Raw genomic sequence first — 26,801 nt, 5'->3', positions numbered from 1 at the left:
CGGAACAGCCCCGTCCCCGGCCGCTGTAGTGATGGCCGGGGGCGGGGCTGCCTTGTCTGGGGTCAGCTGTTGTAGCTGCTGAGGAATCGGGTGCGGGTGAAGGACCAGTCGTTGGCTGTGGCTGACCAGCTGGAGACGGCGGGGTTGAAGGTGCCGTCGGGCTTCATGGTCCAGGTCCACATCTTGACGCTGTTGTCTGCCGGGTAGTTGTACATGGCTGCGAGGTCGTCGAGGCCGTCGCCGTTGTAGTCGCCTACGAGGAGTCGGCTCTTCTCGAGGTCCCAGCCGCCTGTCACCGTCAGCGCCTCGCGAGAGGAGCCGAAGGCGTCCGTGGGTGTGGAGACCGCGGTCGTGATGTGCACCTTGTCGGTGTTGTCGGGGTAGACGTACCACATGGCGATGTCGTCACGGCCGTCACCGTTGAAGTCTCCGGCGTGTGCCTGGGAGCGGATCCAGTCGAAGGAGGTGCTCTCCCACCAAATGGTCGGCGCTGTGAAGCCGCCGGCCGGGTTGGTGGCGAAGACCCAGATCTTGGCTGTGCTGTCGGAGTAGCCGTACAGCGCGCCGAGGTCTTCGCGGCCATCGCCGTTGAAGTCGCCGGTGACGAGCCTGCTCTGGTTGCGTTCCCAGGCTCCGCCGGTGGATTCCCAGGAGATGAACGGCTCGTTGAAGCCGCCGGTGACTGTGGAGGTGAAGGTCCGCAGTTTGTCGCTGCCGTCTGCGTACCGGTACCAGAGGGCGATGTCGTCGCGGCCGTCGCCGTTGAAGTCACCGGCCTCGATGGTGGATGAGGCGAGGCCGAAGCTGTTCGCAGCTCGGTACCACGATCTGGTCGGGGGGTTGAAGCCGCCGCCGCTCTTGCCGAGCGCGGTCCACAGGCTGGCCCCGTTGTTGTCGTAGCTGTATAGGGCGGCCAGGTCACCCAGGCCGTCACCGTTGAAGTCGCCGGTGGCGAATTTGGACCGGGTGACGTCCCAGTTTCCGCTGGCGGCCATGGGTGACTTGATGGGGGTGTTGAAGGTGCCGTCGGAGTTGGTCAGGAACGACCAGGCGGCGTCGCTTCCGTCGGTGTGGTCGTACCAGGTACCGAAATCGCTGCGTCCGTCACCGTTGAAGTCGTGACGGATTGTGGTGCCGCTGGACCAGAGGGACTGGCCCTTGACGTTGTAGACCACCAGATCACCGCTGTCCTGGAGCAGTGCGTAGCCCTCCCCGAGGAGGTCGGGCGTGTTGGCCTGGGTGAGGTTGGTGCTCCAGAGTTTCGTGCTGCCGTCGACGCTGTAGACGGACAGGTTGCCGTTCGTTTCGACACGGGCAGTGGCACCGGCATTGCCGGCGGTTTTGCTGGACCACAGCGACTTGTTGGCCTTGGACGTGATGACGAGGTTGCCGTCGTTCTGCATGGTCAACTTGGCCGAGCGGGACGTGTGTGACTGGCCGCTGGTCAGGGTGGTGCCTGAGGGGATGCGAGCGCCGCCGACGACGCCGTCGATGACGAAGGATGTGCCGAAGGACTTGTTGTCCGTACCCGGCACCTTCCCCGGCCAGCCGATCATCGTGTTGTCGGTTTTGCGTGCCCACAGGTCTGCGAGGTTGTCGCCGGTCACGTCGCCGACCGAGCCGATGGCCGGATAGGTGGCGGCCTGGTAGCCGGAGCCGATCTTCACGCGGGCCGAGGTGTTGCCCCAGGTGGTGGGGTCGAGGTATCCGTTGCTGCCCTTCTTGCCGTAGGAGCGCCAGATGTCGCCGGTTGTGTCGTTGCGCAGCCACAGGTCGGCGATCGTGTCCCCGTTGAGGTCGCCCGGGGCGATCACGGTGAACTTGTCCCAGTCGTTGCCGCCGACGAGGACGGGCTGGCGGGTGCCGGCGAGATCCAGGTCGCTACCGGCGCGGTTGCCGTAGTACGCCCACAGAAACTTGCCCTGTTTGACCAGCAGATCGGGCGAGGTGTCGCCGTTGATGTCGCCGGGGGCGATGATCTGCTCGGCATTGTGCCAGTGGTCGTCACCAGTCCACGCCGGGTCATCGCCTATGCAGCCGAGGTCAGGGTTATTCGTCGGGCAGGAGACCGTCAGCTCCGTGCGATTGTCCGTGATGACGCCGCTGCCGTTGTTCTTGTAGGTCCACAGGCGCTTCTGCTTCTGGATGTCGTCGTACTGCAAGGCGACGAGGTCGTTGTAGCCGTCCTGGCCCCAGTCGCCGCGCGATTCGACGTCGGCGCCGGTGAAGGACCCTCCGCCGTTGGTGGCCGCGGCGAAGTGGCCGTCGTCCTGTCCGGCGTAGGTGAGCAGGGTGCCGTTGGAGTCGATGTTCCAGATGTCGCTGAGGGTGTCGCCGTTGAGGTCGGTCGGGCCGTCACGCATCACGGAGCGGCCGGCGTAGTACACGTAGGTGGCGGTGTCGGAGCGGTTGCCTGCCTTGTCGACGCTGTAGGCGTAGACGAAATGCGGGCCGTAGCCGGGCGGACGCACAGAGACGGGGACGCCGGGAACCGTCTCGGTGGGCTCCGGTTCATAGTCGGTCCACGAGACGTAGTTGGCCACGTCGGTTACACCGTTGGGTGTGAAGGTGAAGGTGCCGGTGGAGCGGGCCTTGCCCGTGACCGCGGGCCAGCCGTTGTCGCCGGGTGGGAACTTGTTGTCCGCGGAGGTGATCAGTGGGGGCTTACTCGGCCGGGTACGGTCGATCGTGAACTTGCAGGTGGTCGACCAGCCGGAGGTTGCGTTGTCCTGGTCCTTCGTTCGGGCCCGCCAGGTCCAGTTGCCGGACGGCAGGCTCGCGTCGGGGACCGCCCAGGTGCTGACTTTGCCCTTGATGGCGGGCACGCTCTGTTTTGCCGAGGGAGATGTGTCGCCCGACTTGAACAGTTCGAACTCGGCGGTGAGGTTGCCGGCGTCCTTGTCGTCGAACTCGGCGTAGAGGCTGACCCGGGCGTTGCCGATCAGGCCGCCCGCCTTGCAGTCCGTACGCGGGCTGGTGCCCGGGTTCTTCGGTGCCTTGGGCGGGTTGTTGTAGACCGTCTCCAGGACCGAGGTCTTGGCGTCGAACTTCTTCCAGCCGAAGGTGTCCGTCTCGTTCGAGGCGTAGAGGCCGAGCGTGATGCTCGACCAGCCGTTGTTGGCGGCGTCGCGGATCTTGGCGGTGGTGTCGAACTCGAGGTTCCCGGCGGCGCAGCCTTCGATCTTCGGGTTCCAGCCCTTGGCGTCGTCGACCGTGTCCAGCTTCGTCTTCTTCGACGGCTGGTTGTTCCACGTGGTCTTCTTGGAGATGCCGGTGGTGTGCCAGAGCTCGACTGGACGGCTCTGGCAGGACCAGGACCAGGTGTTGCGGATCCGGAAGACCGAGCTCTTGACCTGAGCGCCCTTCACATCCGTGGTGTCGAGCTGCACGAACGAACGGGAGATCCGGTTCGAGCCGCCCGTTTCGGCCTCGTAGCCGACCCGGACCGGGTCCTTGGTGTTCCAGAAGGAGGTGTTCGGGTAAGCCTTGTAGACCCGGGTCCAGTTCTGCTTCTCGCCGAAGGCGAACGACGGGTCGATGAACACCGGGTAGGTGGTGTTCTCGCCGGTCAGCAGGTCCTGGTCCGGCTTGATCTCCAGCGTGTCGCCGGTGACTGTGGTGGGCATCTGCGCGTCCTGCGCGCCCGGTGGCGGATCGAAGACTTCGGCCGGCGCCTCGTCCTCCGCCGTCCCGGTGGTGGCCGAGCGGGCCGCGGGCGCGGTGCTGGAGGAGATGGTCGTGGAGTCCCACATGAGCGGCGACGGGCTGGTGAAGACTGTCTGCCCCGCCGGGTTCGTGGCGCTGAGGCTGCCGGTGTCCGGGTCGGTGGAGACGGCCAGGCCGACAGTGCCCAGTTTGTACTTCAGTGTGGCCAGTTCTGGGTTGTCGGCGGCTGCTGCCGTCTTGACCACGAGCAGCTGCGAGAAGCCCTCGATCTCGGCCTTGAGCTGGAGATCAACGCCGGGGAGAACCTCGGCGTAGGTGGCCACGTTCTCTTCGAGCGTCGGCGTGGGCAGTGGCTTGGGCCATGTGAGGGAGAGCGTGCGGCCGTCCTTGACGCCCGTCAGCAGTGGGCCGGTTCCGCCGCCCGAGAAGGTCACGTCCACTGTGGATGCCTTGGGGGTGACGCTGCCGCCGGTGGCGAAGACCAAATCGGCGTCGGTAGGCACCCAGGCCCCGTCCCGCAGCAGGCGCACCGGAGTTCCGTGCCGCTTGACCGACCAGGTGCCGTTCGGTAGCGCCCAGGTGTCTGTCGATTCCGTGCGGGCGTAGGTGAGTTCGTAGGGCTGGCCGGTGGCCGCGGCCTGCTCGAGCGCGTAATCCTCTTCGCTCTTCGAACCGTCTGCGACGGGGTCCGTCGCGGACGTGGCGGAGACTGCGGCGGTCGCGATGGGAGGGAAGGCAATGAGTCCTGAGGCGGTGGTCGCACTTACCAGCGCTACGGAAATCACGGGAGTGAACCCCCGCTTTTTCCAATTGCCCCAGCGGGATCTTATCTGTAGCACACAAACCCTCTCAACGTCCGACTTTTTGACGGGACTCTATCCGCCGACTCCACCGCTGCCTACCCCCTCACCTGCGCGTTTGTAGTGATCTAGGTTGCTAGGTCCGCATTTTTCATCAAGATCACGTTTGATTTTCTTTCAGCCGCTTATGGCCGAGTAAACCCTCAAGAGGTCCCACAAAGGTGCCTGTTAACCTGCGCCGAACCTGTTCACGATCTAATGAGGGGTGGGGTGTGAGACGCTTTAGAAAGCGCGGACTCACCGTGCTTGTGGCTTCGGCAATACTTGCCGGAGCACTGCCCGCTGTGGCGGTCGCAGCCAACGAACCGCTGGACCGTCCGAAGCTGAAGCAGCCGAAGGCCGTTGCAGTTGAAAAAGTAGCAATCGGAGGCAAGAAGCGGCCTGACGCCGCCGCCGCGAACTCCTGGAAGAAGAGGGCCCCGAAAGTCAGTTGGCCCGGCGCAGGCTCGGCGGAAGTGTCGCTCAGCCCCGGCGGGAGAGTAGGGTCACTGCCGGTCTCGGTAACGGCAGCAACGTCTGCGGCGAAGAAGGCCGCACCCTCCAAGGTTACCAAGAGCCAGACAGCGGCCAGAGTTAAGGTTTCCGTCGCCGCCCGTGAAACCGCCCGCAAGGCGGGCGTCGAGGGCGTGCTGCTGACTCTCGGTCGGGCCGACAGCGTCAAGGAAGCGACCCCGGCAAAGGTCGTGGTGGACTACAGCTCGTTCCGCGGCGCGTACGGTGGCGACTGGGCATCCCGGCTGCGCCTGGTGCAGTTGCCCGCATGTGCGCTGACCACACCAGGCGACGCGAAGTGCCGCATACAGAAGCCCGTTGCGACGAAGAACGACGTGCGGAGCGGGAAGCTTTCGGCGCAGATGAAGGCTGCGCCGACAGCCACGGTGCTGGCGGCGACCGCCGCAGCTAGCGGACAGACAGGCGACTACAAGGCGACGTCTCTTCAGCCCTCCGGGTCCTGGACGGCAGGAGGTGCCACGGGCGCCTTCACCTGGTCGCACCCGCTCGGTGTGCCGACGGTCCCCGGCGGCCTTGAGCCGAAGATCGCGCTTGGTTACAACTCTCAGTCGGTGGACGGTCGTACAGCTGCGTCCAACAACCAGCCGTCCTGGATCGGCGACGGCTGGGACTGGGAGCCGGGCTTCATCGAGCGCCGCTACAAGCCGTGCAACGACGACAAGACGGGGGGCACGAACACCACCAAGGTCGGCGACCTGTGCTGGTACAACGACAACGCCACCCTCACGCTCGGCGGCAAGAGCACCGAACTCGTCTACGAGTCGGGCAAGGGCTGGGCCGCTGAGAGCGACTCGGGCGAGAAGATCGAGAAGCTGACCGGTGCCACCAACGGCGACAAGGGCACCGCGGGTGTCGACGGCGAAGGTGAGCACTGGAAGGTCACCACGACCGACGGAACCCAGTACTTCTTCGGTCTGAACCGGCTGCCGGGCTGGAAGGACAACGGCACTGGGCCCGACGACGCGGTGACCAACTCCGCGTGGACGGCGCCGGTGTTTGGCAACCAGTCCGGCGAGCCCTGCTACAACGCTTCGTTCGCGTCCGGCTGGTGCCAGCAGGCCTGGCGCTGGCAGCTCGACTACGTCGTCGACCCGCACGGCAACGCGATGGCGTACTACTGGAAGACCGAGTCGAACAACTACGGCCGCAACGTCTCCCAGACGACCGGCAAAGGCACGGTCACCCCGTACATCCGGGGCGGCTACCTCATGCGCATCGACTACGGCCTGCGCAAGGATGCCGTCTACACCGGCAAGGCCATGGGGCAGGTCCACTTCGGCGTGGACGAGCGCTGCCTGACCAACTGCGGCACCTTCGACGAGACCAACGCCAGGAACTGGCCCGACGTCCCCTTCGACCAGTACTGCAAGGACGGCGCGACCGAGTGCAAGGACCAGTTCTCGCCGACCTTCTGGTCCCGCATGCGCCTGAAGTCGATCACCACCAAAGTGCTGACCGGCGGCGCGTACAAGGACGTCGACACCTGGGCCCTGGCCCAGGACTTCCCCGCATCCGGGGACGGCATCTCCACCCCCATGTGGCTCAAGTCGATCCAGCGCACAGGCAAGGCAGGCGGCACGGTTACTCTCCCAGCCGTCACCTTTGCGGGTGAGCAGAGGGCGAACCGCGTGGACGCGCTCGGCGACGGTCTGGCCCCGTTCGTGCGCCTGCGCCTCTACCAGATCACCACCGAGACCGGCGGCACCATCGGAGTCACGTACTCCCAGCCCGACTGCACCGCGACCACTCTCCCGCCGGCCGACGAGACCAACACCACGCGCTGCTACCCGGTGAAGTGGGCCTTCGAGGGCGAGACGGCCAAGCAGGACTGGTTCAACAAGTACGTCGTCACCCAAGTCGTCGAGGGTGACAACCTCGTCGAGTCCCCGGACACGGTGAGCAGCTACGCCTACGTGGGCGGCGCGGCATGGGCCAAGAACACGGACGAGTTCACCAAGCCGGAGAACCGGGTCCACTCGGTCGCCCGCGGCTACGAGCGGGTTCAGACCCGCACCGGCGCGGCCGGCGACCCGAGGACGCTCGAGGAGAAGCGGTTCTTCCGCGGCATCGATGGCGCCGCCGTCAAGGACAGCGCGGGCGTATCTGTCACCGACCGTCTCCAGTTCGCGGGGATGGTCCGGGAGAACATCAAGTACAACGGCGACGACACGGACAAGCTCGTCTCGGCGACCTCGTACACCCCGTGGCGCTCGGCCATGGGCAACACCCGCACCCGTCCCGGTCTGCCCGACCTTGTGTCGTACAAGACCGGCACCGAGAAGGAGTCGACCCGCACCACCGTCACCGGCGGCACCCGCACCACCGAGATCACCCGGCATTTCGACGCCTACGGCATGGTCGACTGGCTGTCGGACACCGGTGACACCGGCAAGAGCGGCGACGAGAGGTGTGTCACCACCAGTTACGCCCGCGGCTCGGGCAGCGCGATTCTCGACAAGGTCAGCCGTGTCGAGACTGTTGCGGTCCCTTGCCTCAGTCCCGTGTCGCGCCCGGGTGACGTCATCGACGACGTTCGTACGTACTTCGACGGTGGAGCCCTGGGCGCCGCGCCCACCCGGGGCCTGGTGACCAAGCAGGAGCGGATCAACGGATCCGGCAGCGGCTATTCCACAGTCTCGTCGACCCCGGCCGCGAACTTCGACATCTACGGCCGTGCACTCACCCTGGCCGATGCGTACGGCAAGGTGACCGCCACCGCGTATACCCCGGCGACCGGCGAGGTGCCCACACAGACGGTGGTGACCAACCCCAAGGGGCACACGGTGACCACCGTCATGGAGCCGCTGCGTGGGCAGACCACCTCGGTCACCGACGCGAACGGCAAGATCACCACCACCGCCTACGACGCCGTCGGCCGACTGACCAAGGTCTGGAAGCCGACCCGTTCGGCCGCGACCTACCCCGACTCGCCGAGCATGATGTTCGACTACCTCGTGCGCAACAACGGACCAGTCGTCATCACCACGAAGTCCCTCGCCCACGACTCCGCCTACGACGTGTCCTACGGCATCTATGACGGAATGCTGCGTGAGCGGCAGACCCAGAAGCAGAGCCCAGACCGTGCCGGCCGTCTGGTCACCGAGACCTTCTACGACACACACGGCCGGGCATGGCGCAAGTCGGGCACCTTCTTCGCAACCGGAGCGGCCGAGCCCGTACTGGTGACGGGCAAGGAGCTGGAGTACCCGTCTTCGGCCGACACCGAGTACGACGGCGCGGGCCGCGTGACCGCGGAGATCTCTCGCCGCTTCGGCGACGAGACCAAGCGCACCACCACCAGCTACAGCGGTGACGCCACCACGGTGATCCCGCCCACCGGCGGCATCGCCTCCACCACCATGGTCGACGCACAGGGGCGTACGGTCGAGCTGAAGCAGTACGCGGACGCGGCACGGACGACCCCCCAGTCGACCAAGCGCAGCTACGACAAGCACGGCAGGCTGGAAGAGGTCACCGATCCCTCCGGCGCCAAGTGGACGTACAAGTACGACGTGCGCGGCCGTCTGATCGAGGCCGGCGACCCGGACAAGGGCATCACCAAGAGCACCTTCGACAACGGAGACCGGATCACGGACGTGCTGGATGCGCGTGGCGTGAGCCTGCACACCGACTTCGACGAACTGGGCCGGCGCACCGCCCTGAAGAAGGGCACGACCACGCTCGCGTCATGGGAATACGACACGGTGGCCAAGGGGCAGGTGTCCAAGTCCATCCGCTACGTGGGCGGCAACGCCTACGAGTCGGCAGTGACCACGTACAACAGCATCTACCAGCCCGTCGTCACCCAGACCACCATCCCGGCCTCCGAGGGAGCGCTGGCCGGCACCTACAAGTGGACGACCTCGTACAACCTCAACACAGGCCAGGTGATGTGGACCCAGCACCCCGCCGTCGGCGGCCTGCCGTCGGAGAAGGTCACCAACACCTACAGCCCTGTGGCAGGACTGCTCAACACGGTCGGCGCCGGCACTGACCCGCTGATCTCCGAGAGCACATACGACCACTACGGCCGTAACACCGTCCGCCAGTACGGTGCGTTCGGCCAGATCGTCACGACAGCGAACGTGTTCGACGACCACACCGGCGCGCTGACCGACACCTACCTGGACCGGGACACCGCGCCGCAGCGCATCGAAGACGCGCACTACAAGTACGACCCCGCAGGCAACGTCACATCCATCTCCACCTCCTACGGACAGGACGCGGCCCGCACCACCGACACCCAGTGCTTCGACCTGGACGCTCTGCGCCGGATCACCGAGGCGTGGACCGACAAGAACCCGGAGTGCTCATCGGCGCCCTCCGACACCATCGTCGGCGGTCAGGACGCGTACTGGACCTCGTACACCTACGACGCCGTCGGCAACCGCAAGACCGAAACCCAGCACAAGACCGCCTCGGGTCCGTCCGCCGACACGGACCGGACCTACGCCGCTCCGACCGCGGGCAAGCACGACCTGCTCAAGGTCACACAGACGGGTACGGCCCCGCGCGACGAAGTCTTCACCTACGACCCGTCGGGCAACACCGAGACCCGCAAGATCGGCGCCGCAGCCACCCAGACCCTCAACTGGGACGACGAAGGCCACCTCACGTCCGTCAAGGAGGGAACGACCCAAAAGGCGAGCTACGTCTACGACACCGATGGCCAGCGCATCATCGAGCGCGACGCCACCGGCACAACGCTCTACCTCTCCTACGGCACCGAACTGCACCTGAGCACGAGCGGCACCGTCAAGGGCACCCGCTACTACGCCGCCGACGGCCGCGCACTGGCTATCCGCACCGGCGGGAAGCTCACCTTCACCTTCACCGACCACCACAACACCGGCACCACCCAGGTATCCGCCGACGCAGCCCAGACCGTGACGCGCCGCAAGACCTCGCCGTTCGGCACCCGACGTGGAGCACAGGCCACGGGCTGGACAGGCGACAAGGGATTCCTCGGGGGTGCCGAGGACGAGACCACCTTGACGATCCACCTCGGCGCGCGTGAGTACGACCCGGCCACCGGCCGTTTCATCAGCGTCGACCCCGAGATCGACCTGACCGATCCGCAGGCGACACACGGCTACACCTACGGCAACAACAATCCCATCACCAACACCGACCCCACAGGCCGGGCGATGGAGGAGTGCTACACAGGGCAGTACGAGTGCGGAGCGGGCGGGAGGCCGCACGTCTCGGACGAGCCCAAGGACCCGCAGCCGCCATCGGACGACCCGATCGAGGACCTCGTCAACGAAGCCGTCAGCGCAGGTTGGGGCACTCAGCCGACCGGATCCCAGCGCGTGAAATTCAACGTCGGAAAGGGCCCGAACCGGGGCATCATCCGCCTCACGCTCTACATCCATACAAAGACGGCCATGATGGGCCTGCTGCTGGGCGACGCTCGCGAAGTCTCGAAGGATCCGCACGCGCCCTACCGGATGTCCCTCTTCTGGAACACCGAGTCCGGCGAATGCACGTTCACCGTCGCCGCCTCTCACACACCCCCCTCAAAAACCGTGGTGAACGACGGCAGACACCTGTCCACACCTAGAACGGTGGATGTCCCGAGTAAAATGCTCCCCGCCAATCCACTCAAAGTGGGCGCGTATCCGTCGGACACCAACGGTGCCAACAACGTCGTGAATCCAGAAGGCTTCGGCCATGACAGCTCTGCCGAGCAACTGGACATCGGCGTGCACTGCGTGAACAGCCTCTTCAGGTACTTCGCGGCAGACAACACGATCAAGATCAAAGCTACGAAGACCTCCGTCACGGTGAGCCGGTCGGGAGACCCGTATCCTGACATGGAAGTGGTCCAGTACCGCCCCAACCAGTCACCACGAATCATCGCCACAGACAGCATGGCCAGCACCAGCGGTCTGGATTCCCTACCCGTCTGGCCAGGGAAGATCAACAAGACCTGGATCCGATAGCCGATGCGTGAAGGGATGCTGATGCAGGACGCACAACAGGCGGCCTCTCGTGGGGCTCGCCGGGTCTGGGGGCGAATCGGGCGCTGCGTGCTGACGTACCTGCTGCTCTACGTCACCGCGTGGCTGATCATCGCCCTGTTGTTCCCCTGGGAAGGCGAATCCTTCGCGAAGGTCATGGCGACAAGCCTGATCCTCTTGGGATTCATAGGAACTCCGACACTCTGCCTCGCGATCTGCGCGGGGTTGGCTCACCGGAAGATGGAACCGCGCCGGTTCCGGGGGGCGCTGGTGGCGCCGATGCTGGTGTTCGCCTGGCCTGTGCTGGCGTCCAGCACCGCCGCGGCGCCACTGCTCCAGGTCATGGTCCAGCTCGCGTTCGTCTGTTTCCTGATGCCGGCGCCTCTCCTGCCGGAGAAGTGGAAGGTGCAGGCGTAGCCGGGCGATGAGCGCTGGTGCCCCGGCGGGCTTTCCCGCCGGGGCGCCAGCGCTCTCTGCCGATCGTTCCCATTCTGGGATAGTTCGGAGATCAACAAGACTTGGATGGACACCGATGCGTGAGAGGCTGCTGATGCTCGAGATCGGCCAGTCAGCGCGTCCTGGGGCGCGCCGTGTGCTGGCACGGATCGGGCGGTGCGTCCTTACGTATTTGCTCCTCTACGGAGCGGCGTGGGTGGCCATGAATCTCGTCGCCCCAGGAGGGGATCCTCTGGCCGCCGAGGTGCAGGTCGCTCTCGAAGTGTTGGTCGTGACCGGCGTTCCGACGCTGCTCTTCGGGGTCATCGCGGGACTGGCGCATAGGCGGATGGATGTGACTCGGTTCCGGGTCACGCTCGCGGTGCCCATGGCGGTATTCTCCTGGCCACTCATTACGGCCAGCACACCCGAACCGCTGATTTTCCAAGTAGTGGCCCAGCTTGCGTTCGTCTGGCTCACGCCAGCACCACTCATTCCGGAGAACTGGAAGGCACAGCCATAGCAAGCTGATGAACAAACGGTGCCCCGGCAGCAAGATCCGCCGGGGCACCGTTAGCTCTGTCGAGCCCTGCGACCTGGTTCGGACGTTGACCTTCCTCGGCATACCAGGTCGGTCATCGAAGGTCAGCCCAAGCTGGGCAACCCTAAGATCAACAAGACCTGGACGGACGGACGATGCGTGAAGGGTTGCTAATGCCGGAAATCGATCAGACGGCCCGTCCTGGGCTGCGCCGGGTCGCGGGGCGGATCGGACGATGCGTCGTGACGTATGTCCTCATCCACGCCACAGCATGGGTGATCATCACAGCTGTAGTCCCATGGGAAGATTCCTTTGCCCAGATCATGCGGCTGGCTTTCGGCATGCTTCTCGTGGTCGGCATTCCGACGCTGCTCCTCGCGATCTGCACGGGGCTGGCGCATAACCACATGGATGTCACCCGGTTCCGAATAGTGTTGGGCACGTTGATGGTGGTCTTCACCTGGCCACTCCTGGCCGCCAGCACTGCCGAACCGCTGGCCTTCCAGGTCATGACACAGATTGCCTTCGCCTGGCTGGTGCCAGCGCCCCTCATCCCCGAGAACTGGGTGGGACGGCCCTAAGGGCTTGCAGATCATTAACACGTTGTCTTGATCTTGCTCTCGGGTTCGCTGCTCTGGGCGAGGATCCGAGCCTGGAGGGGTGCGAGGGCGGCGGGTGGGGTGGTCGCTGGTGGGATGACGATGCTGTGTGCTTCGAGCAGTTTCCTGATCTTCAGGAGGGTGCGGTGCATGGCGGTGCGGCTGCTGCCGAAGAGTACGGCGAGGGGTTCTGCGGCCAGGGCGAGGTGCAGGTGGAGCACGGTGGCCAGGACCTGATCGGGGAAGGAGAGCCGGGGCGGGCGGCCGCGCCGGTCGTCCCCGTTCGGGGTCAGAGTCTGGGTGAGGTCGTTCAGTTGCTGCGGGGACATGCCGGTCAGCGTGGGGTCGCTCAACAGGGCCTGGTCCCACTCCGGCGCCGGTGCTTGTGGGGTCCGGGCGACCGGGGTGGCGGGTTTGGACCGGGGGTGCAGGACGTAGTTCCAGTCGCCGTGGAAGCCATGGCGGGTCAGTGGCAGAGCCGCCATCTCCGCGTCACTGATCTGTACTCCGGTCGGGTAGGTGCTGGTGTCGAGTTCGGCGTGGACGCGCAGTCCGGTGCTGGTGGTGGTTGCGGCGATGGACTGGATGATGACTTCGTGGCTGGTCAGCGGGCGGCCTCGCCAGTTCATGGTGATGTGGGAGAAGAGGCGGTGCTCGATTTTGTTCCACTTCGATGTGCCCGGCGGCAGATGGCAGACGGTGATCGTCAGTCCCGTTTCAGCGGCGAGCCGGGCGAGTTCGAGTTTCCAGGCCCGGGTGCGGTAGCCGTTGGAGCCGCCCGCGTCGGCGGTGATCAGCAGCCGTTTCGCCTGGGGGTAGGCGGCCTGGCCCTGGCCGTGCCACCAGCGGCGGATTGATTCCACCGCGAACGCGGCGGTGTCGTGATCGGTGCCGACGTTGACCCAGCCGGTGTTCGCCGCCAGGTCGTAGACCCCGTACGGGATCGCCTTCCCCAGCGTCGGGTCGGCGAAGTCGTGCATGTTCACCGGCACCGGATCACCGACCGGGCGCCACTGGCGGCCGTCGTTCTTGAACTCGCCGACGAGCTCCTTCTTCTTCTTGGTGTCCACACTGATGACCGGCTGGCCGGCGTCCCGGTGCTCGCGGGCTTGCTCGTTGAGGTGACGGAACTGCGAGTCCCGGTCCACATGCTGGCTGCCCTCGAGCGTCTTGGCGTTGGCCTGCAAGCTGAAGCCCTCCTCCCGCAGAAGATCTGCGACGGTGTCGGCACTGACCCGGTGCCCGGCCCGGGCCAGCTCCCGCGCGAGAGTACGGGTCGACTTCACCGTCCACCGCAGCGGCGACATCGGATCACCCCGCACATCCGGCTCCACCAGCGCCATCAGAGCCGGCCGCAGCCCCGGATCCAGATCCGCGACCCGTTTGCGGCCTCCGCCCGGACGCCGCACCCGGCCCAAGAGCTCCTCGCCGGCCTCCAGCTCGAACACGCCCTTGCGGACCGTCGTCTCGCTCGCCGCGGCCGCCCGTGCGACGGCCCGAACGCCGCCGTGCCCCAGCACCCGGGCCTCGGCAGCCATCAACAGCCGACACTGCCGCTCGTCCAGGTGCGGGAACAACACCGCGAACTTCACAGAGAGTTGCTTACGAACCTCGTCCGAAATGCGCATACCACACCAACGAGCCCCGGAACGGGAAGCAACACCTTGATTCTCTGCAAGCCCTTAGGAAGACAAGAGGGCGATACTCCATGCCGCGGAACGGCTGACACTGGTGGCCAGTTTCGGGGCGAGACAACGGCCTGTGCGACCCGAGGTTGCCCAGGCCGTTGTCTGTACCGCTATTACTGCGTTCCTCTTTTGTTGGCACATCACCGCAGCCCACCCTGAGCGCACCGCGAAGTTGCCCCGGTAGACCCCTCTACGGGGCGAGACCTGCCGTCAGGAATCGAACCTTGCCCCTATCCGGACGGCATTACCACCAAGATCACCATCGACGTGCCGTCCGGGAAGCTTCTGGTCACCGACGATCTACGGCCAGTCTTCAACTGGGACGACAACGCCATCGCCGACTACGACTCAACTCTTGGCCACGCCCAGGCGGTCGAGGCAATGGCTGCGGTCGGCTGTGCGTACGGCCCGGTGGCAATAGCTGCCCCAGCCTGTACCGCACCGGTCCGGACAGCTACATCATCGCCAGTCCGCGCTACGACGATGACGACAATCCGTCGCTCCCCGAGGGACGTCGACGACTTCGCGCCCCGTCTGTCGTTCTTCTTCGTCGCCCGGACGACGATCCTGGAGGAGGTCGCCAAGTTCCGTGCCGCACGCCGGATCTGGGCGCGCGTGATGAAGGAGGAGTTCGGGGCGACGAACCCCAAGTCGCTGATGCTGCGCTTCCACACGCAGACCGCGGGCATGCAACTGACCGCGCAGCAACCGGAGCTGAACCTGGTGCGCGTCGCCGTGCATGGCCTCGCGGCGGTGCTGGGCGGCACCCAGTCGCTGCACACCAACTCCTTCGAGGCCATCGCCCTGCCCACCGACAAGTCCGCCCGCCTGGCGCTGCGCACCCAGCAGGTCCTCGCCCACGAGACGGACGTGACGGCGACCGTCGCCCCCTTCGCCGGCTCCTACGCCGAGAGGATGACCGATGACATGAGAGCGCTGTGCTGGAGCTAATGGCCAAGGTGGAGGAGGCGGGAGGGGCGGTGGTCGCGATCGAACGCGGCCTGCAGAAGGAGGAGATCGAGCGCAACGCCTATCGCATCGCCCGGGAGACCGACTCCGGTGAACGGGTCGTGGTCGGCGTCAACCGCTTCCAGCTCGACGAGGAGGAACCCTACGAGCCGCTGCGCGTCGACCCGGCGATCGAGGCCCAGCAGGCGGAGCGTCTGGCCAAGCTGCGTGCCTGGCGGGTCGGCGAGTACGTGGACGCGGCGTTGATCGATCTGCGCAAGGCCGCCGAGGGCGAGGACAACGTGCTGCCTCCCATGAAGGTGGCCCTGCGCGTGGTCTGCACCGTCGAGAAGGTCTGTGACGTACTGCGCGATGTCTGGGAGGTCTACCGGCCGACGGTCCTGTGACGGACACCCCCTCCGCAACGATCACCCATGATGACCTCATTGCACTTCCATGATGGATTTGCCCCCTGGTCGGACGCCTCCCTACGGTGGCGTCCATGGGCTACTACATCGTCCGCCTCCACCATGTCGGCCATGTCGTCGCGGACATGGCGCAGGCGATCACCCGGTACGAGCGGCTCGGCTTCCGGGCGGCGCGCCCGAACCGTTCGGCACCGGCAACACCCATGCCGATTTCCCGCGCTCCTTCCTGGAGCTCGTGGCCCGGACGGAGGGCGGCCCCACCGGTCGTCTGCCGGCCGACGCGCGTCTCGTGCCGTTGGAGGCGCCGCCCGAAGCGCTGCCCGGGCTGGTGGAGCGCATCCGGGAGACGAGCGCGAACGTGGCGGAGTACCTGGAGCGCTTCGAGGGACTGCACATCCTCATGTTCTCCTCGCCCGGCATCGACGCCGCCGCCGCTCGGCTGTCCGAGGCCGGCGTCGCCACGGCGGGGGGCACAGGGTCCGGCGCCTCGCGCCGTCGGACGCCCCGGCCGATCAGGCCGCGGTCCGCTACCTGGAGATCGGCGGCGACGGTCCCGGCGCCCGGCCGGGCTCGGTCGCGGAGGGCCGGGTCGGTGTCGTCACCGACCTGGACCCGCACGACCGCGGCACCGCGCTGCTGGACCACCCCAACGGCGCCGTCGACCTCGTCGAGGCCGTGCTCTGCGGCGCCAACCATGAGGTGGACGCCGTCCAGCGGCGCTACGAGACCTACTTGGGGCGGACGGCACAGCAGGACGGACCGGCCAGGGTCTTCGACCTGGACGACGCCGCGCTGATGCTCGTCCCGGCCTCCGGCCTCGCCTCCCTCCTGCCGGGTGAACATCCGGTCACCCTCCCGGCGTTCGCCGACTGCACCGTCGCCGTACGCGACCTCTCCCACACCCGCGACCTGCTGCGCGGCAACGGACTCCCGCTGCGCGAAGGCCCACACGGCGACGTCTTCGTCCCGACCCAGGCCGCTCTCGGCACCACCGTCGCCTTCCGCCAGGCCCCTTCACCCACGGCCGACCGCTGAGGGACCGAGCATACCAAGCCAACGACCCTTGCCGACCGGCTCCGGAATCGCCACGCACTCCACATGCACGACGCCGGGCACACCGGCCCCTCCGTCATCAACCCCCGTCGGCCAGCACGCTCACCTGGCAAAAGAAGTGGTCCGACTCGGTCGCCGCTGCCGTCGTGGTGAGCAGCCGCAGCGCATGCCCGTAGAGAATATGGTCCTTCTGAACACCCTCGGGTGTTGTGGGAGTTCCTTCGAATGCGCTCGCATATCTGCCGGGACGCAAGGCTTCCCCCAGCAGCTCCCCTATCCGGTCATGGTTCGCGTCGATTCCAGCGAAGGACATACCGGCGTCACCGATGGCCACCAGAGCATCCGTGAGCATGCCCCGCATCCGCTCGAACATCGGATCGGTCGGGCTGACTCCGAAGTACTGCAAGGGAAAACAGTGCGCATTGAGGAGACCGAGTGTCCGGTCGCCCAGATCCACCGATCCGACCACGTAACCCTTGTCGTGAAGCTTCCAGGACTCGCCGTGCGGGCTGACGGTTTCCAGCCGCGGATTGGGGAACTTCCCGTAGGTCGCATCCCGGATAGGGAACCGAGACAGGATCCCAAGCGCAAGCGAAGCATTGTCGATCAGATGTGATTCACTTGTGGGGAACGATGCGGAGTAGGGATAGTCAAGACACTTCGCCAGATATTCAACTTGCCCTTCCTCGCGCCCATGATAATCATGGGCCTCTTGGAGACAAACTACGTCGGGCAGGTGCTCCTTCAGGATTGCGGCATAGTAGTCGAGCGATGGAGTTCCGTTTCGCTGATGAGATTCGCCGAGGATCCCGCCCCCCATGTTCCAGGTCGCGAGCTTCAGACGCTTAGGCCACATACATACCTCCGACACGACAGGCAAGGAAGGGGCAGGTCTATGCGAAAAGACTCGAGCGCCAACCATATACACGCCGCCACCCGCGACCGCGACCCCGGCACCATTTCGTCGCGACCGGTTTCCCCACGTCGATCGGCGGCCGAGGCTGCGTGGCGGCCGAAGCGATCGCGGTTGGGGCGGCCAGTCCGGCGTGATCCTGACTGATGTCAGTACAGGTCCCCCCGGTCGATCGCTAGCGTGGTCCCCCCGCACTTGCGAGTGCCGTACCGGAATATCGACCAGCCGCTGTGAGGAGCTCTCGACGTGACTTCGCAGGACAAAAAAGAACCGGATCGCATCGTGGCCCTGACGGAAATCTGGCGCGAGGCTCTCGGAAATCCTGCCCTCGATGAGAACTCCGATCTTTTCAAGAACGGTGGGTCTTCGCTGCATGTGCTGCAGATCACTGGCCGGATCCATGATGTTCTCGGTATCGACGTGAAGCTGCGGCACGTGTTTTCCCACACTTCGCCGCGAGGCCTTTCTGATTTCCTGGAGAGTGAGTTGCGCAATCAACTCACCCCAGGAGGTGAATAATGGCGATGACCCAGGCCAATCTCTCCCGGGGACCCACGTCATTGATGGAGATGGCCCGGCTGACCGGAGAATTCGCGGATTGGCACAATCTGCACCACATGACCATGTGGCTGACCGGGGAGTTGAATATCGCCGCGGTGCGCGATGCATGGCGAAGGGTGTGCCTGCGCCATGACGTGCTTCGCCGGATCTACGTTTCCCCGGAGGAGGCGTGCACGGACGACGACGCACTGAACGACGTGGAACTGCACACCGCCGCGACCGACGCGGAGGCACTCGACCTGATGCGCCGCTTCATCGGCACTCCCTTCAGCCTGGACGGGCCTGGATTCTCACGCGTAGCCATCGTGCAGTGCGGCGAGCGAAGATTCCTGTTCGGGATCGCCATCGACCACATCATCAACGATCTCGCCTCCTGGGCGCGCATCCGAACAGATTTCACCCGCTTCTACAACCTTGCGTTGGCCGGCGACGTCGGCGACGTCCCGAATGCGAGCAGCAGCTACCAGAGTTTCGCCTCGGAACAGCGCCGCATGTTCGCGGGCGTGTGGGGCAAGGAGTGCCGGGAGTTCTGGCTGTCCTACACCCAGGAGTTCGGGACGCTTCCCCCGCCTTTCTCGGTCGGTACCGGCCGTACCGATGAGTACCGGCCCAAGGTGATCACCCGGGAGCTTCCGACGGATGCGAAGACACGGTTGCACGAATCCTCGGTGCGGGCCCGGGTGACCCCTTTCGCCGTTGCCACTGCCGGTGTGCTCGCGGCTGCCCGGGCAGTCACCGGCGATCCGCTGCCGGGAATCTCCGTCAACCAGCACGGCCGCATGCTGCCGGGTACCGCGCAGACCGTCGGGCTGTTCGTCCAGACCGTGCCGCTGCACCTCGGACAGGAGGTCAAAAGTCCGCTGGAAACGGCCCGCGAAGTCTTCCTGCGTACTCATGACGTGTTCGAATACAGTATTCCGTTCCTGGTCGCCGGCCGGTACTGGAACGAGACCCTGATGGAGGCGGACCGGGCAGCCGGGCTGTATGTCAGTTTGAACGAGGAGCCGCCGTCCTCGTACGACATGCCGCCCTTCACCGGAACCGAGGCGGAGCACCTGGAGCTCGACATCCCCGGTGGGAAGCGTGCCCTGGAAACCGTGGTCGTTTCCTGGAACCTGTACGCGACGAGGCCACAGCTCGTCGCGTACTACAACGAGCCCCGCTTCCCTGACGCCGACGTGGCACAACTCCTGGCGGAGGCCGAGCGGTACGTCCTGCCGTCAGGCAGCTAGGGACACCGAAAAACTGAAGCGGTGTGCCTTTTTCTTGAGGCTGAAGGAGTGGCATGTTCGACACTGACGCACGGGAGTTCCGCGTGGTGCGGAACAGCGAAGAGCAGTACTCGATCTGGACGACCGAGCGGGAGTTACCCCCGGGCTGGTTCGAAGTGGGGAGCCGCGGCTCGAAGGCGGAGTGCCTTGCGTATATCGAACGTTCCTGGGTGGACATGAGGCCTGTGAGCTTGCGCCGAAGCCTGTCCGGCAGTGAGGGGACCGCCGCCTGACAGCGGATGGAGCCGGTGGCACCGAAATCCACAAAGGGGCAGAAGCGCGTTCACGAGTCCGGGCAGACGGCCCTGGAGCTGCCCGAGCACGTCTCTACTGATCCGCACGGCGTGCGGACCGACTTGGGGATCGCATTATGAGGACTGCTTTCACCGGGGCCTTCTGGCGCAAGGGTGACACAGGGTTCGACGACGCCGCGGCTTCGCGCCTCTTCAACCACCGGCGGCCGTCGCGGCGGCCGGCGGCTGTGCTGCGTGCCGCCGACACCGCTGATGTGGCGGCGGGAGTGAGACTGGCGGCAGCCGAGGGGTGGAAGGTCGCCGTCCGCTCCGGCGGGCACAGTTGGGCCGCTTGGTCACTGCGTGAGGACACCCTGCTCATCGACCTGGCCCTGTTCACCAGGATGTCCTACGACCCCGTAAGCGCGACGGTGGCGGTCGGCCCCGCGGTGCGCGGCGGGCTCGACCTCGACCCGTATCTCGCCGGGCACGGCCGGTTCTTCTCTGTCGGCCACGCACCCACGGTCGGTATGGGCGGCTTCTTGCTGCAGGGCGGCATCGGCTGGAACTGCCGGGGCTGGGGCTGGGCGGCGGAGTCCATCGAGTCCATGGACGTGGTGACCGCCGGCGGCGAACCGGTGCGGTGCTCGGAGTCGGAGAACGCCGACCTGTTCTGGGCGGCGCGGGGGTCGGGGCCCGGCTTCTTCGGCGTGGTCACCGAGTTCCGGCTGCGTACCCGCCCCCGGTTCCGCGAACTAACCCAGTCCACCTACGTCTACCCTGTCGAGCTGGCCCCCGAGGTCCTGGACTGGTACTGCACCGCGCGCCGTGCATTGCCGTCGTTCGTCGAACTCGCCGCCGTCGGCTGCACTCCGCCCGGCGCTGACTTTCCGGTACTGATCGTCGACGCCGTCTCGTTCGACGGCGGACCGGCGTCGCTTGCCGCCCTCGAAACCTGCCCGGTAGTGGGCAAGGTACTGGCCGTCAGCACCGCCCAGCAGGTGGATTTCGCCGACCTGCAGTCCGCGCAACTGAGGTCCAACCCCGATTACCACCGCTACTTCGCGGACAACGCCTTCCTCGCCGGTTCCTCCTCCGAGCTGGTCCCGGCGCTGGTGCCCGCCTTCCGCGACCTGCCGACGCCCAAAACCTTCACCGTACTCGGCGACTTCACCCCACTGCTGCGCCGCCGTCGGCCCCACATGTCTCTGTCGGTGCAGAGCGATCTGTACTTCGCGGCGTACGTGATCGGCGAAACCCCGGAGGAAGACACCCGGTGCCGCTCCTGGCTGGACGAAGCCATGGGGCGCGTGACTCCGTACTCGGCCGGCTGCTATCTGGGGGACAGTGACCTCACCGTCCGGCCCGACCGGATCATGTCCGACGCGGCCTGGTCGGAGTTCCAGCGAATCCGCTCCGTTCGTGACCCGGAAGGCCGCTTCCCGGGCTACCTCGGGGCGCCCGCGCAGTAGCCCGCGCTCCGGGGCCCCGGGTTCCGCCGCATCGCTCAAGGGCGGCCCGGGACCCGTCCCCGCCAGGCCAAGGCGCCGTCCGACCCGGGATGGCGCCTTCTTCGCGCGGGGCTCCCGCACAGCCCAGCACCGTCAGTCCGGCCGTGCGGGACATCACGCGCTCCGCGACCGCGGTCGGGGAGGGAAGCCCACTTGAATGGTTCCCCCTCCCTTCCGAGCCGTGCGAGACGAGGCCAACTGCCGCCGGACAGTCAGATCAGCTGTGCGAGTTCGGCGACGGTCGGATTGCGGACCAGTACCTGCGCCTTGATGTCCACACCGAGGTCGGTCCGGATCCTGGTCCTCAGCCGGGTCGCCAGCAGTGAGTCGCCGCCCAGGGAGAAGAACCCCTCGTCGACGCTCACTTCCTCAAGGCCCAGAATCTCGGCGAACATGGCGCACAGCCTATCCTCGTCGACCGTGCGAGCAACGCATCCGGCCCCGCCACCGTAGTCCGGCATCGGCAGTGCCCTGCGGTCCAGCTTGCCGTTCGACGTCAGCGGAAGTTCAGGAAGCACGACGATCGCGGCGGGCACCATGTATGCGGGCAGCGTCTTCCGTGCCGCTTCGGCCAGTGCCGCCCGGTTCAGTGCCCGTTCCCCGCTCGGTACGACGTAGGCCACGAGACGCTCGTCGCCCGGCTGGTCCCGCCTGACGACGACCGCTGCCTTGTGCACCCCTTCCTGTCGTGACAAGACGATCTCGACCTCACCAAGCTCGATGCGGTATCCCCGCACCTTGACCTGATCGTCGGTGCGACCCGCGAAGATCAGGACACCGTCGCGAGTCCAGTGACCCAGGTCCCCCGACCGGTACATCCGTGCGCCCTCGCCGTGGAACGGGTCGGGGACGAACCGCTCAGCTGTCAGAGCGGGGTCACCGACGTAGCCCCGGGCCAGGCCCTCGCCGGCCAGGTACAACTCGCCGACCGTTCCCGGCGGCACAGGATTGAGGTGTTCGTCCAGCACGTAGATTCGCCTGTTGTCCATCGGCCGGCCGAGGGGAACGTCACCCGGCACCTGGTCTGCCTGGTCCAGGGCGTGGCACGTGACGGCCAGAGTGGCCTCGGTGGGTCCGTACTGGGGGCATACCACGAGGCCGGGAGACGCCTGCAGTGCCTTGCGCAACGCCACCGGGGAGAGCACCTCACCACCGGTGTACACACCGGCCATGCCGCTGAACACATCCGCCGCGTCATCGACGAGCATCTTGAACAGGCCACCGGCGAAGAAGCCTCCGGTCACAGCGTGGCGTTCGACGATTCCCTTCACGATCTGCGCGTCCAGGTCGCCGGGCGGGGCGATCACCAGTCGTCCGTTCCTGAGCAGCGGCCCCCAGATCTCTCCGGTCGACGGGTCGAACGCCAGCTGCGACTGCACCAGCATCCTCTCCAGCACCGCTTCCTGGAGGGAACTGTCGAGCGCCAGGCAGACCGCACTGCGGTGGGGCACCAGGACACCCTTGGGAACACCGGTCGAACCCGATGTGTACATGAGGTAGGCGGCCTGTTCAGGCAGCGGCTTGCGGTCGAGGTTGCCGGTGGGCGCGCCGTCCTCGGTGTCCCCGGTCACGACGATCGGCCTGGCGATGCCCCGCGTCGCCTCGTGGCCGGCGTGCGACGCATCGGTCAGCATGATCCGGACATCCGCGGCGTCCATGATGCCGAGCATGCGTTCCGCCGGATGAGCCCGGTGCAGGGGGAGGTAGCAGCCGCCGGCCTTGAGCGTGGCCAGAACGGCGACGATGGTCTCCATGGACCGGTGCATCAGGATGGCGACCGGCTCCTCCGGCCGGAGGCCTGCTGCGAACAGCGCATGAGCGAGGGCGTTGGCCCGGAAGTTCAGTTCGGCGAAGGTCAGCGCATCTTTTTCGTATACCAGCGCCACCGCGTCCGGCGTCGACACGACCCGCGCCTCGAACAGCTCGACCAGCGTGTGCTCGCCCGCCACGTGCTCCGCGCCGCTGAAGGTCTGCAGCAGCTTCCTGCGCTCCGGGCCCGAGAGCAGCTCCACACGGGACAGCGCGGTATCCCGTTCGGAGGCGAACGCCCTGAGCATTCGGACCAGACGATCCGCCAGGGACATCACGGTCGCGTTGTCGAACAAGCCCGTGTCGTACGCGATTTCACCGACCATGCCGACCGGTCCCTGAGCGCCTTGACTGCGTTCGGTGAAGCCGATGGCAAGGTCGAACCCGGACGCCCCAGCCGCGCCGCTTACCGGCGTGACTTCGTCATTCACCATCACCTGGACCTGAACCAACCGGTTGCGCCCTGCGTACTGCTTCAGGTCGATGATCCGGGCCAACTGCTCGGCAGGCACGTCGTGGATCGCGCGGGCGACGCGGTCGGCCTCATTCGTCCGCGCGAGCAGCCCTTGCAGAGTCGGATCGCCCGATGTGTCGATCCGGAGCACAAGATGATGCGCGAGGAAATGCGCCGCGCCGCTCTGCGGAGCACCGGGTTGTGCCAATGCCGGAACGGCGATCGGGATGTCGGCGCCGGCTCCCAGCCGGGTCAGAACGGCGGCGACGGCGGCGCAGAGCATCGTCTGCAACGCCTCCCCTGATTCCCCGGCCACCGCGAGAGCATGAGTCTCGGGGGCGACTTCGAAGCGGTGCACTTCCATGACCGACGAGGCTCGAGACGACCTCGGACGGTCTGTCGGCAGTGCCAGTTCACTCGGCAGCGAGTCCAGGGTGCGTGAGCAATGCTCAGCGAGCAGTACGGCGTCATCTGTGGTCGGCATGCCAGTTTCCATCCAACTCGTAGTGTTGCCCGGCGGCAGAGGAATTAATAAGGGCTCTCACTTTCACTGATGAACCTGACGTGCTTTTCATCCTTCTCATCAAATGCGGGTGTCACGGTGAGAACCATCTCCATGGCGCCGAAATAGTATATTCGCGTATCCGGCGGGACCGCGATCAGATCGGTTGCACGAACGGCGACCGCCTCGCCATTCAGATAGAACACGCCCTGCCCGCTGATCACATAGTAAATATAGGTACTTCTCTGGTTGACGAATTCTTGGAAATGCCCCCGCTGCACCTCCACCCGAGCGACTGTCGCCGACGGGGCGGAGTGACCGTAAACAGACAAGTCGATTCCGTGCTTACTGAACCTGTTTCCTTCTTCGGCCGTGTGTTTGTGCTTTCCCATGGGTGCGTACCTCCTCGACGGCGCGGGCGCCAGGGGCACGGCTGCCGCTCATACCCCTGGCGCCCTGTGTGATCACGACGGCTGGTCGGCCCGCCGTCAGCGCTGCAGCTCAGGGGTCGCCCAATGGCGCGCCGCAGACGCCGCTTCGAGTTCCCGTGGAGAGGAGAACTCGAAGAGCAGACCGGTCGGAGGCCGCCATCCGGAGAGTGATTCGTAATGCGCCAGCAGAACCGGGACCAGCATCGAGTGGCCACCCGCTTGGAAGAAGTCGGTGTCTTCGCAGATGTCGTCGTCTTCCAAGATGTCGCGGAACGCCTGGAGCCACAGCAGGGCGGAAGGCTCTCCACCGTCGGCGGACGCATCCGGCCGGGTAGCGCCGGGCTCGACGGCGGCCTCGGCCTCATCGGCCTTCCCGCGCACCGTGGGCTCAGGCTCATCACGGCCGGCCCGCACCGACGGCGCGACCTCGACAGGAGCCAGAGTGCCGATCGGCTTGGACGGGTGCGCCACATACGCACGGAGAATGGCCCCGAACCCCTCGGACAGCAGCTTGATGTCTTCCGCGCCGAAGAGCTGGGTTGAGTATTCCCAGACCAGTTCGTAGCCGTGATTCCCGTAGTCGTCATGGCGGACCCTGTCGGGCATCACGACGACACTGAGGTCGAACTTTGTGCTCTCGGCACTCAGGGCAACCTCCATGTCAACCGACAGGCCAGAAATCTCGACCGTCGGACACGGCCCGTCATGCATGCCGAACATGAAATTGAAGAGGGGGTTGCCTAGCCCTTTGCTGCTGCGCTTGAGAGCTTTCACGACCTCCTGGATCGGAGCAGACTCATGGTCGATCGCATCGAAGATCGCATCCATGGCCTCACGTGCCACGTCGCTGCAAGGGGTTTCGGGCTCGACGGCCAATCTGACCGGTACGGTGTTGACCATCATGCCGACCGTACGTTCGAACCCCACCGGACGGTTGGCCATCGGCATGCCGATAACGAGATCGTTCTTACCTGAGTAGCGACGGCAGAGCTCGGCGAACACCGTCAGCAGCGCGGCGAAGACGGTGAGGCCGTCCTCTTGGGCCACGGCACGCATCTGGTCCATGAGATCGGCAGGAAGAACCTGCCGATACTGCGCTCCGCGGTGATCGAACATTTCCGATCGCCGAGCACCTAGCCCCGGAAACTCGATGCCGAAGTCCGCGCTGTCAAGCTTTTCTCGCCACCACTTGACGTCGGAAGAGACACGCGCACGGTGTTCCTCGCTGCCGATGTACGCCACATATTCTTCATAAGAAGGCGCAGGTTCCACCGTGCAACTTCGACCAGTCAGCTCTGCTGAATACTGCTCGAGCACGTCGGTGAGGAATCCGACCGTGGACCTACCGTCGTGTATAAGGTGATGCTCAGTGAAGAAGAGCTGCCAGTGGTGTTCCGCCACACGGACCAAGGTCCAGCGCGCCAGCGGAGCGGTGTGCAGGTCGAATTCGGTGTGCACATGTCGGTGAAGAAGTCGCTGCCGCGTCCCCTCAAGATCCTCAGCACCCCGCAGGTCATGCTCAGGAATCTCTATGTGAGGACTCTCCACGACTTCCTGAGAGGCAACTATGGAGTTCTCGTCGCATATCTGGATCCGCATGGCATCATGCCGACCGACCGCCTCCACAAGACACTTTCGAAGCACCGCGGAATCGACTTCACCACGGAAGTTGACGACCGCGGTCGCGTGATAGGCGCGACTGTCAGGAACTACCTGCTGCTGCAGCCAAACGATTTGTTGTGACGTGCTGAGCGGGAACACACCGGGCTCCTTTTGATACGACTGTGCCAAGTATGCAGGCGCACAGGCAGTACTCCGGTACTGATACCTGTCAGCACTTCGCTGCCAGTCCATCGCATGACAGTTGTCCCTTGACCGGCAGCGGATGAAGATGCAGCCGATGAACTGGGCGGATGGATGTTTCTCCGTTTCCATCGAGCCCGCGCTGCCCCCTGACTGCCGGCGGGTGTGGCTCATGGCGCTCTTCCGTCACACCGTGTCGAAGTGGTGCAGGAGCTCCTGGGTGTGGGTGGGGGCCCGCTGGCTTCTGGACGAGGTGCCGGGGCGATGGCCCGACCACCCGGCCTGCCGCGGCTGGAGTGGTGTATTCATCTTGATCGGCAGGAAAGTGCACAAAACGCAGAAATATTCCGTTCTGCTGCACAATAAGGGGCAAGAGGTGAAGGAGTCAGAAAATTTACTTCAATGAAGTTTCGAAGTGCGGAAATCCATTAGCGAATCCGGCTTCAGATGCATTCAAAGAAATGTCTGACTTAATTCATGTTGCAACCGCCGAACCCTTGGAAGTCTCAATAACTGCTTGACATGCCGACCACCTGGAGTGAAGATCATCCACTCAAGGCCGAAGCGCGATCGCATGCTGCGCTATCGCAGGCGGCTATAAAAATACTTGGTTGCGCCC

The 26,801-nt window shown here is 65.5% G+C and carries 16 protein-coding genes and 1 pseudogene; 11 read left to right on the top strand and 6 right to left on the bottom strand.

Going from position 1 to position 26,801, the window contains the following annotated elements; genetic code table 11:
* Nucleotides 1–62: 62 nt before the first annotated feature.
* On the bottom strand, nucleotides 63–4,451 hold the full coding sequence (locus ACFU5O_RS32280; protein WP_384245824.1) for an FG-GAP-like repeat-containing protein: 4,389 nt from the start codon (nucleotides 4,449–4,451) through the stop codon (nucleotides 63–65).
* Nucleotides 4,452–5,152: 701 nt separating this feature from the next.
* On the opposite strand from ACFU5O_RS32280, the gene ACFU5O_RS32275 reads away from it, so the two are divergent.
* From ACFU5O_RS32275 to ACFU5O_RS32260, 4 genes are all read left to right on the top strand, one after another.
* Nucleotides 5,153–10,984 carry an RHS repeat domain-containing protein gene (locus ACFU5O_RS32275; protein ID WP_384245822.1) on the top strand — a complete coding sequence of 1,944 codons (5,832 nt, stop codon included), beginning with the start codon at nucleotides 5,153–5,155 and terminating at the stop codon, nucleotides 10,982–10,984.
* A gap of 15 nt (nucleotides 10,985–10,999) precedes the next feature.
* Nucleotides 11,000–11,419, top strand: a complete 420-nt coding sequence (locus ACFU5O_RS32270; protein WP_384245821.1) for a hypothetical protein — start codon at nucleotides 11,000–11,002, stop codon at nucleotides 11,417–11,419.
* 235 nt (nucleotides 11,420–11,654) lie between these two features.
* Nucleotides 11,655–11,960 carry a hypothetical protein gene (locus ACFU5O_RS32265; RefSeq protein WP_384245820.1) on the top strand — a complete coding sequence of 102 codons (306 nt, stop codon included), beginning with the start codon at nucleotides 11,655–11,657 and terminating at the stop codon, nucleotides 11,958–11,960.
* 191 nt (nucleotides 11,961–12,151) lie between these two features.
* Complete coding sequence (locus ACFU5O_RS32260) at nucleotides 12,152–12,559, top strand: hypothetical protein (protein WP_384245819.1); 408 nt, start codon at nucleotides 12,152–12,154, stop codon at nucleotides 12,557–12,559.
* A gap of 14 nt (nucleotides 12,560–12,573) precedes the next feature.
* On the opposite strand, the gene ACFU5O_RS32255 is transcribed toward ACFU5O_RS32260, so the two are convergent.
* Entirely contained in the window at nucleotides 12,574–14,205 is a 1,632-nt protein-coding gene (locus tag ACFU5O_RS32255) for an ISAzo13 family transposase (protein ID WP_384245817.1), read from the bottom strand.
* A 441-nt stretch (nucleotides 14,206–14,646) separates the two neighbouring features.
* On the opposite strand from ACFU5O_RS32255, the pseudogene ACFU5O_RS32250 reads away from it, so the two are divergent.
* From ACFU5O_RS32250 to ACFU5O_RS32240, 3 genes and pseudogenes are all read left to right on the top strand, one after another.
* Nucleotides 14,647–15,620 (top strand): annotated as a pseudogene (locus ACFU5O_RS32250) (methylmalonyl-CoA mutase family protein).
* Nucleotides 15,621–15,669: 49 nt separating this feature from the next.
* The gene (locus ACFU5O_RS32245) at nucleotides 15,670–16,437 is read left to right on the top strand and encodes a VOC family protein (protein WP_384245816.1); all 768 of its coding nucleotides are present in this window, start codon (nucleotides 15,670–15,672) and stop codon (nucleotides 16,435–16,437) included.
* Nucleotides 16,341–16,676, top strand: coding sequence for a hypothetical protein (locus ACFU5O_RS32240; protein ID WP_384245844.1), 336 nt, complete (start codon nucleotides 16,341–16,343; stop codon nucleotides 16,674–16,676). The genes ACFU5O_RS32245 and ACFU5O_RS32240 overlap by 97 nt, the downstream gene beginning before the upstream one ends.
* Before the next feature lie 97 nt (nucleotides 16,677–16,773).
* Here the strand turns inward: ACFU5O_RS32240 and ACFU5O_RS32235 are convergent, their stop codons facing one another.
* On the bottom strand, nucleotides 16,774–17,550 hold the full coding sequence (locus tag ACFU5O_RS32235) for an endonuclease/exonuclease/phosphatase family protein (protein ID WP_384245815.1): 777 nt from the start codon (nucleotides 17,548–17,550) through the stop codon (nucleotides 16,774–16,776).
* Nucleotides 17,551–17,853: 303 nt separating this feature from the next.
* Here ACFU5O_RS32235 and ACFU5O_RS32230 point away from each other — a divergent pair, with 303 nt between their 5' ends.
* The 4 genes from ACFU5O_RS32230 (at nucleotide 17,854) to ACFU5O_RS32215 (ending at nucleotide 21,144) form a co-directional block, all read left to right on the top strand.
* Complete coding sequence (locus tag ACFU5O_RS32230) at nucleotides 17,854–18,126, top strand: acyl carrier protein (protein WP_384245813.1); 273 nt, start codon at nucleotides 17,854–17,856, stop codon at nucleotides 18,124–18,126.
* Nucleotides 18,126–19,400, top strand: coding sequence for a condensation domain-containing protein (locus ACFU5O_RS32225; protein ID WP_384245812.1), 1,275 nt, complete (start codon nucleotides 18,126–18,128; stop codon nucleotides 19,398–19,400). The genes ACFU5O_RS32230 and ACFU5O_RS32225 overlap by 1 nt, the downstream gene beginning before the upstream one ends.
* Before the next feature lie 53 nt (nucleotides 19,401–19,453).
* Entirely contained in the window at nucleotides 19,454–19,672 is a 219-nt protein-coding gene (locus ACFU5O_RS32220) for an MbtH family protein (protein ID WP_384245811.1), read from the top strand.
* 137 nt (nucleotides 19,673–19,809) lie between these two features.
* Nucleotides 19,810–21,144, top strand: coding sequence for an FAD-binding oxidoreductase (locus ACFU5O_RS32215; protein ID WP_384245810.1), 1,335 nt, complete (start codon nucleotides 19,810–19,812; stop codon nucleotides 21,142–21,144).
* A gap of 251 nt (nucleotides 21,145–21,395) precedes the next feature.
* On the opposite strand, the gene ACFU5O_RS32210 is transcribed toward ACFU5O_RS32215, so the two are convergent.
* From ACFU5O_RS32210 to ACFU5O_RS32200, 3 genes are all read right to left on the bottom strand, one after another.
* Entirely contained in the window at nucleotides 21,396–23,930 is a 2,535-nt protein-coding gene (locus ACFU5O_RS32210; RefSeq protein WP_384245809.1) for an amino acid adenylation domain-containing protein, read from the bottom strand.
* Between the two features lie 44 nt (nucleotides 23,931–23,974).
* Complete coding sequence (locus tag ACFU5O_RS32205; RefSeq protein WP_384245807.1) at nucleotides 23,975–24,340, bottom strand: cupin domain-containing protein; 366 nt, start codon at nucleotides 24,338–24,340, stop codon at nucleotides 23,975–23,977.
* A gap of 96 nt (nucleotides 24,341–24,436) precedes the next feature.
* The gene (locus tag ACFU5O_RS32200) at nucleotides 24,437–26,356 is read right to left on the bottom strand and encodes a condensation domain-containing protein (RefSeq protein ID WP_384245806.1); all 1,920 of its coding nucleotides are present in this window, start codon (nucleotides 26,354–26,356) and stop codon (nucleotides 24,437–24,439) included.
* Nucleotides 26,357–26,801 lie beyond the last annotated feature (445 nt).

The sequence above is a fragment of the Streptomyces sp. NPDC057445 genome (genome assembly GCF_042802855.1).
Lineage (GTDB): Bacteria > Actinomycetota > Actinomycetes > Streptomycetales > Streptomycetaceae > Streptomyces.
Note: the sequence above shows the minus strand (reverse complement) of the source record. Positions and strands in the feature narration are given on the sequence as shown.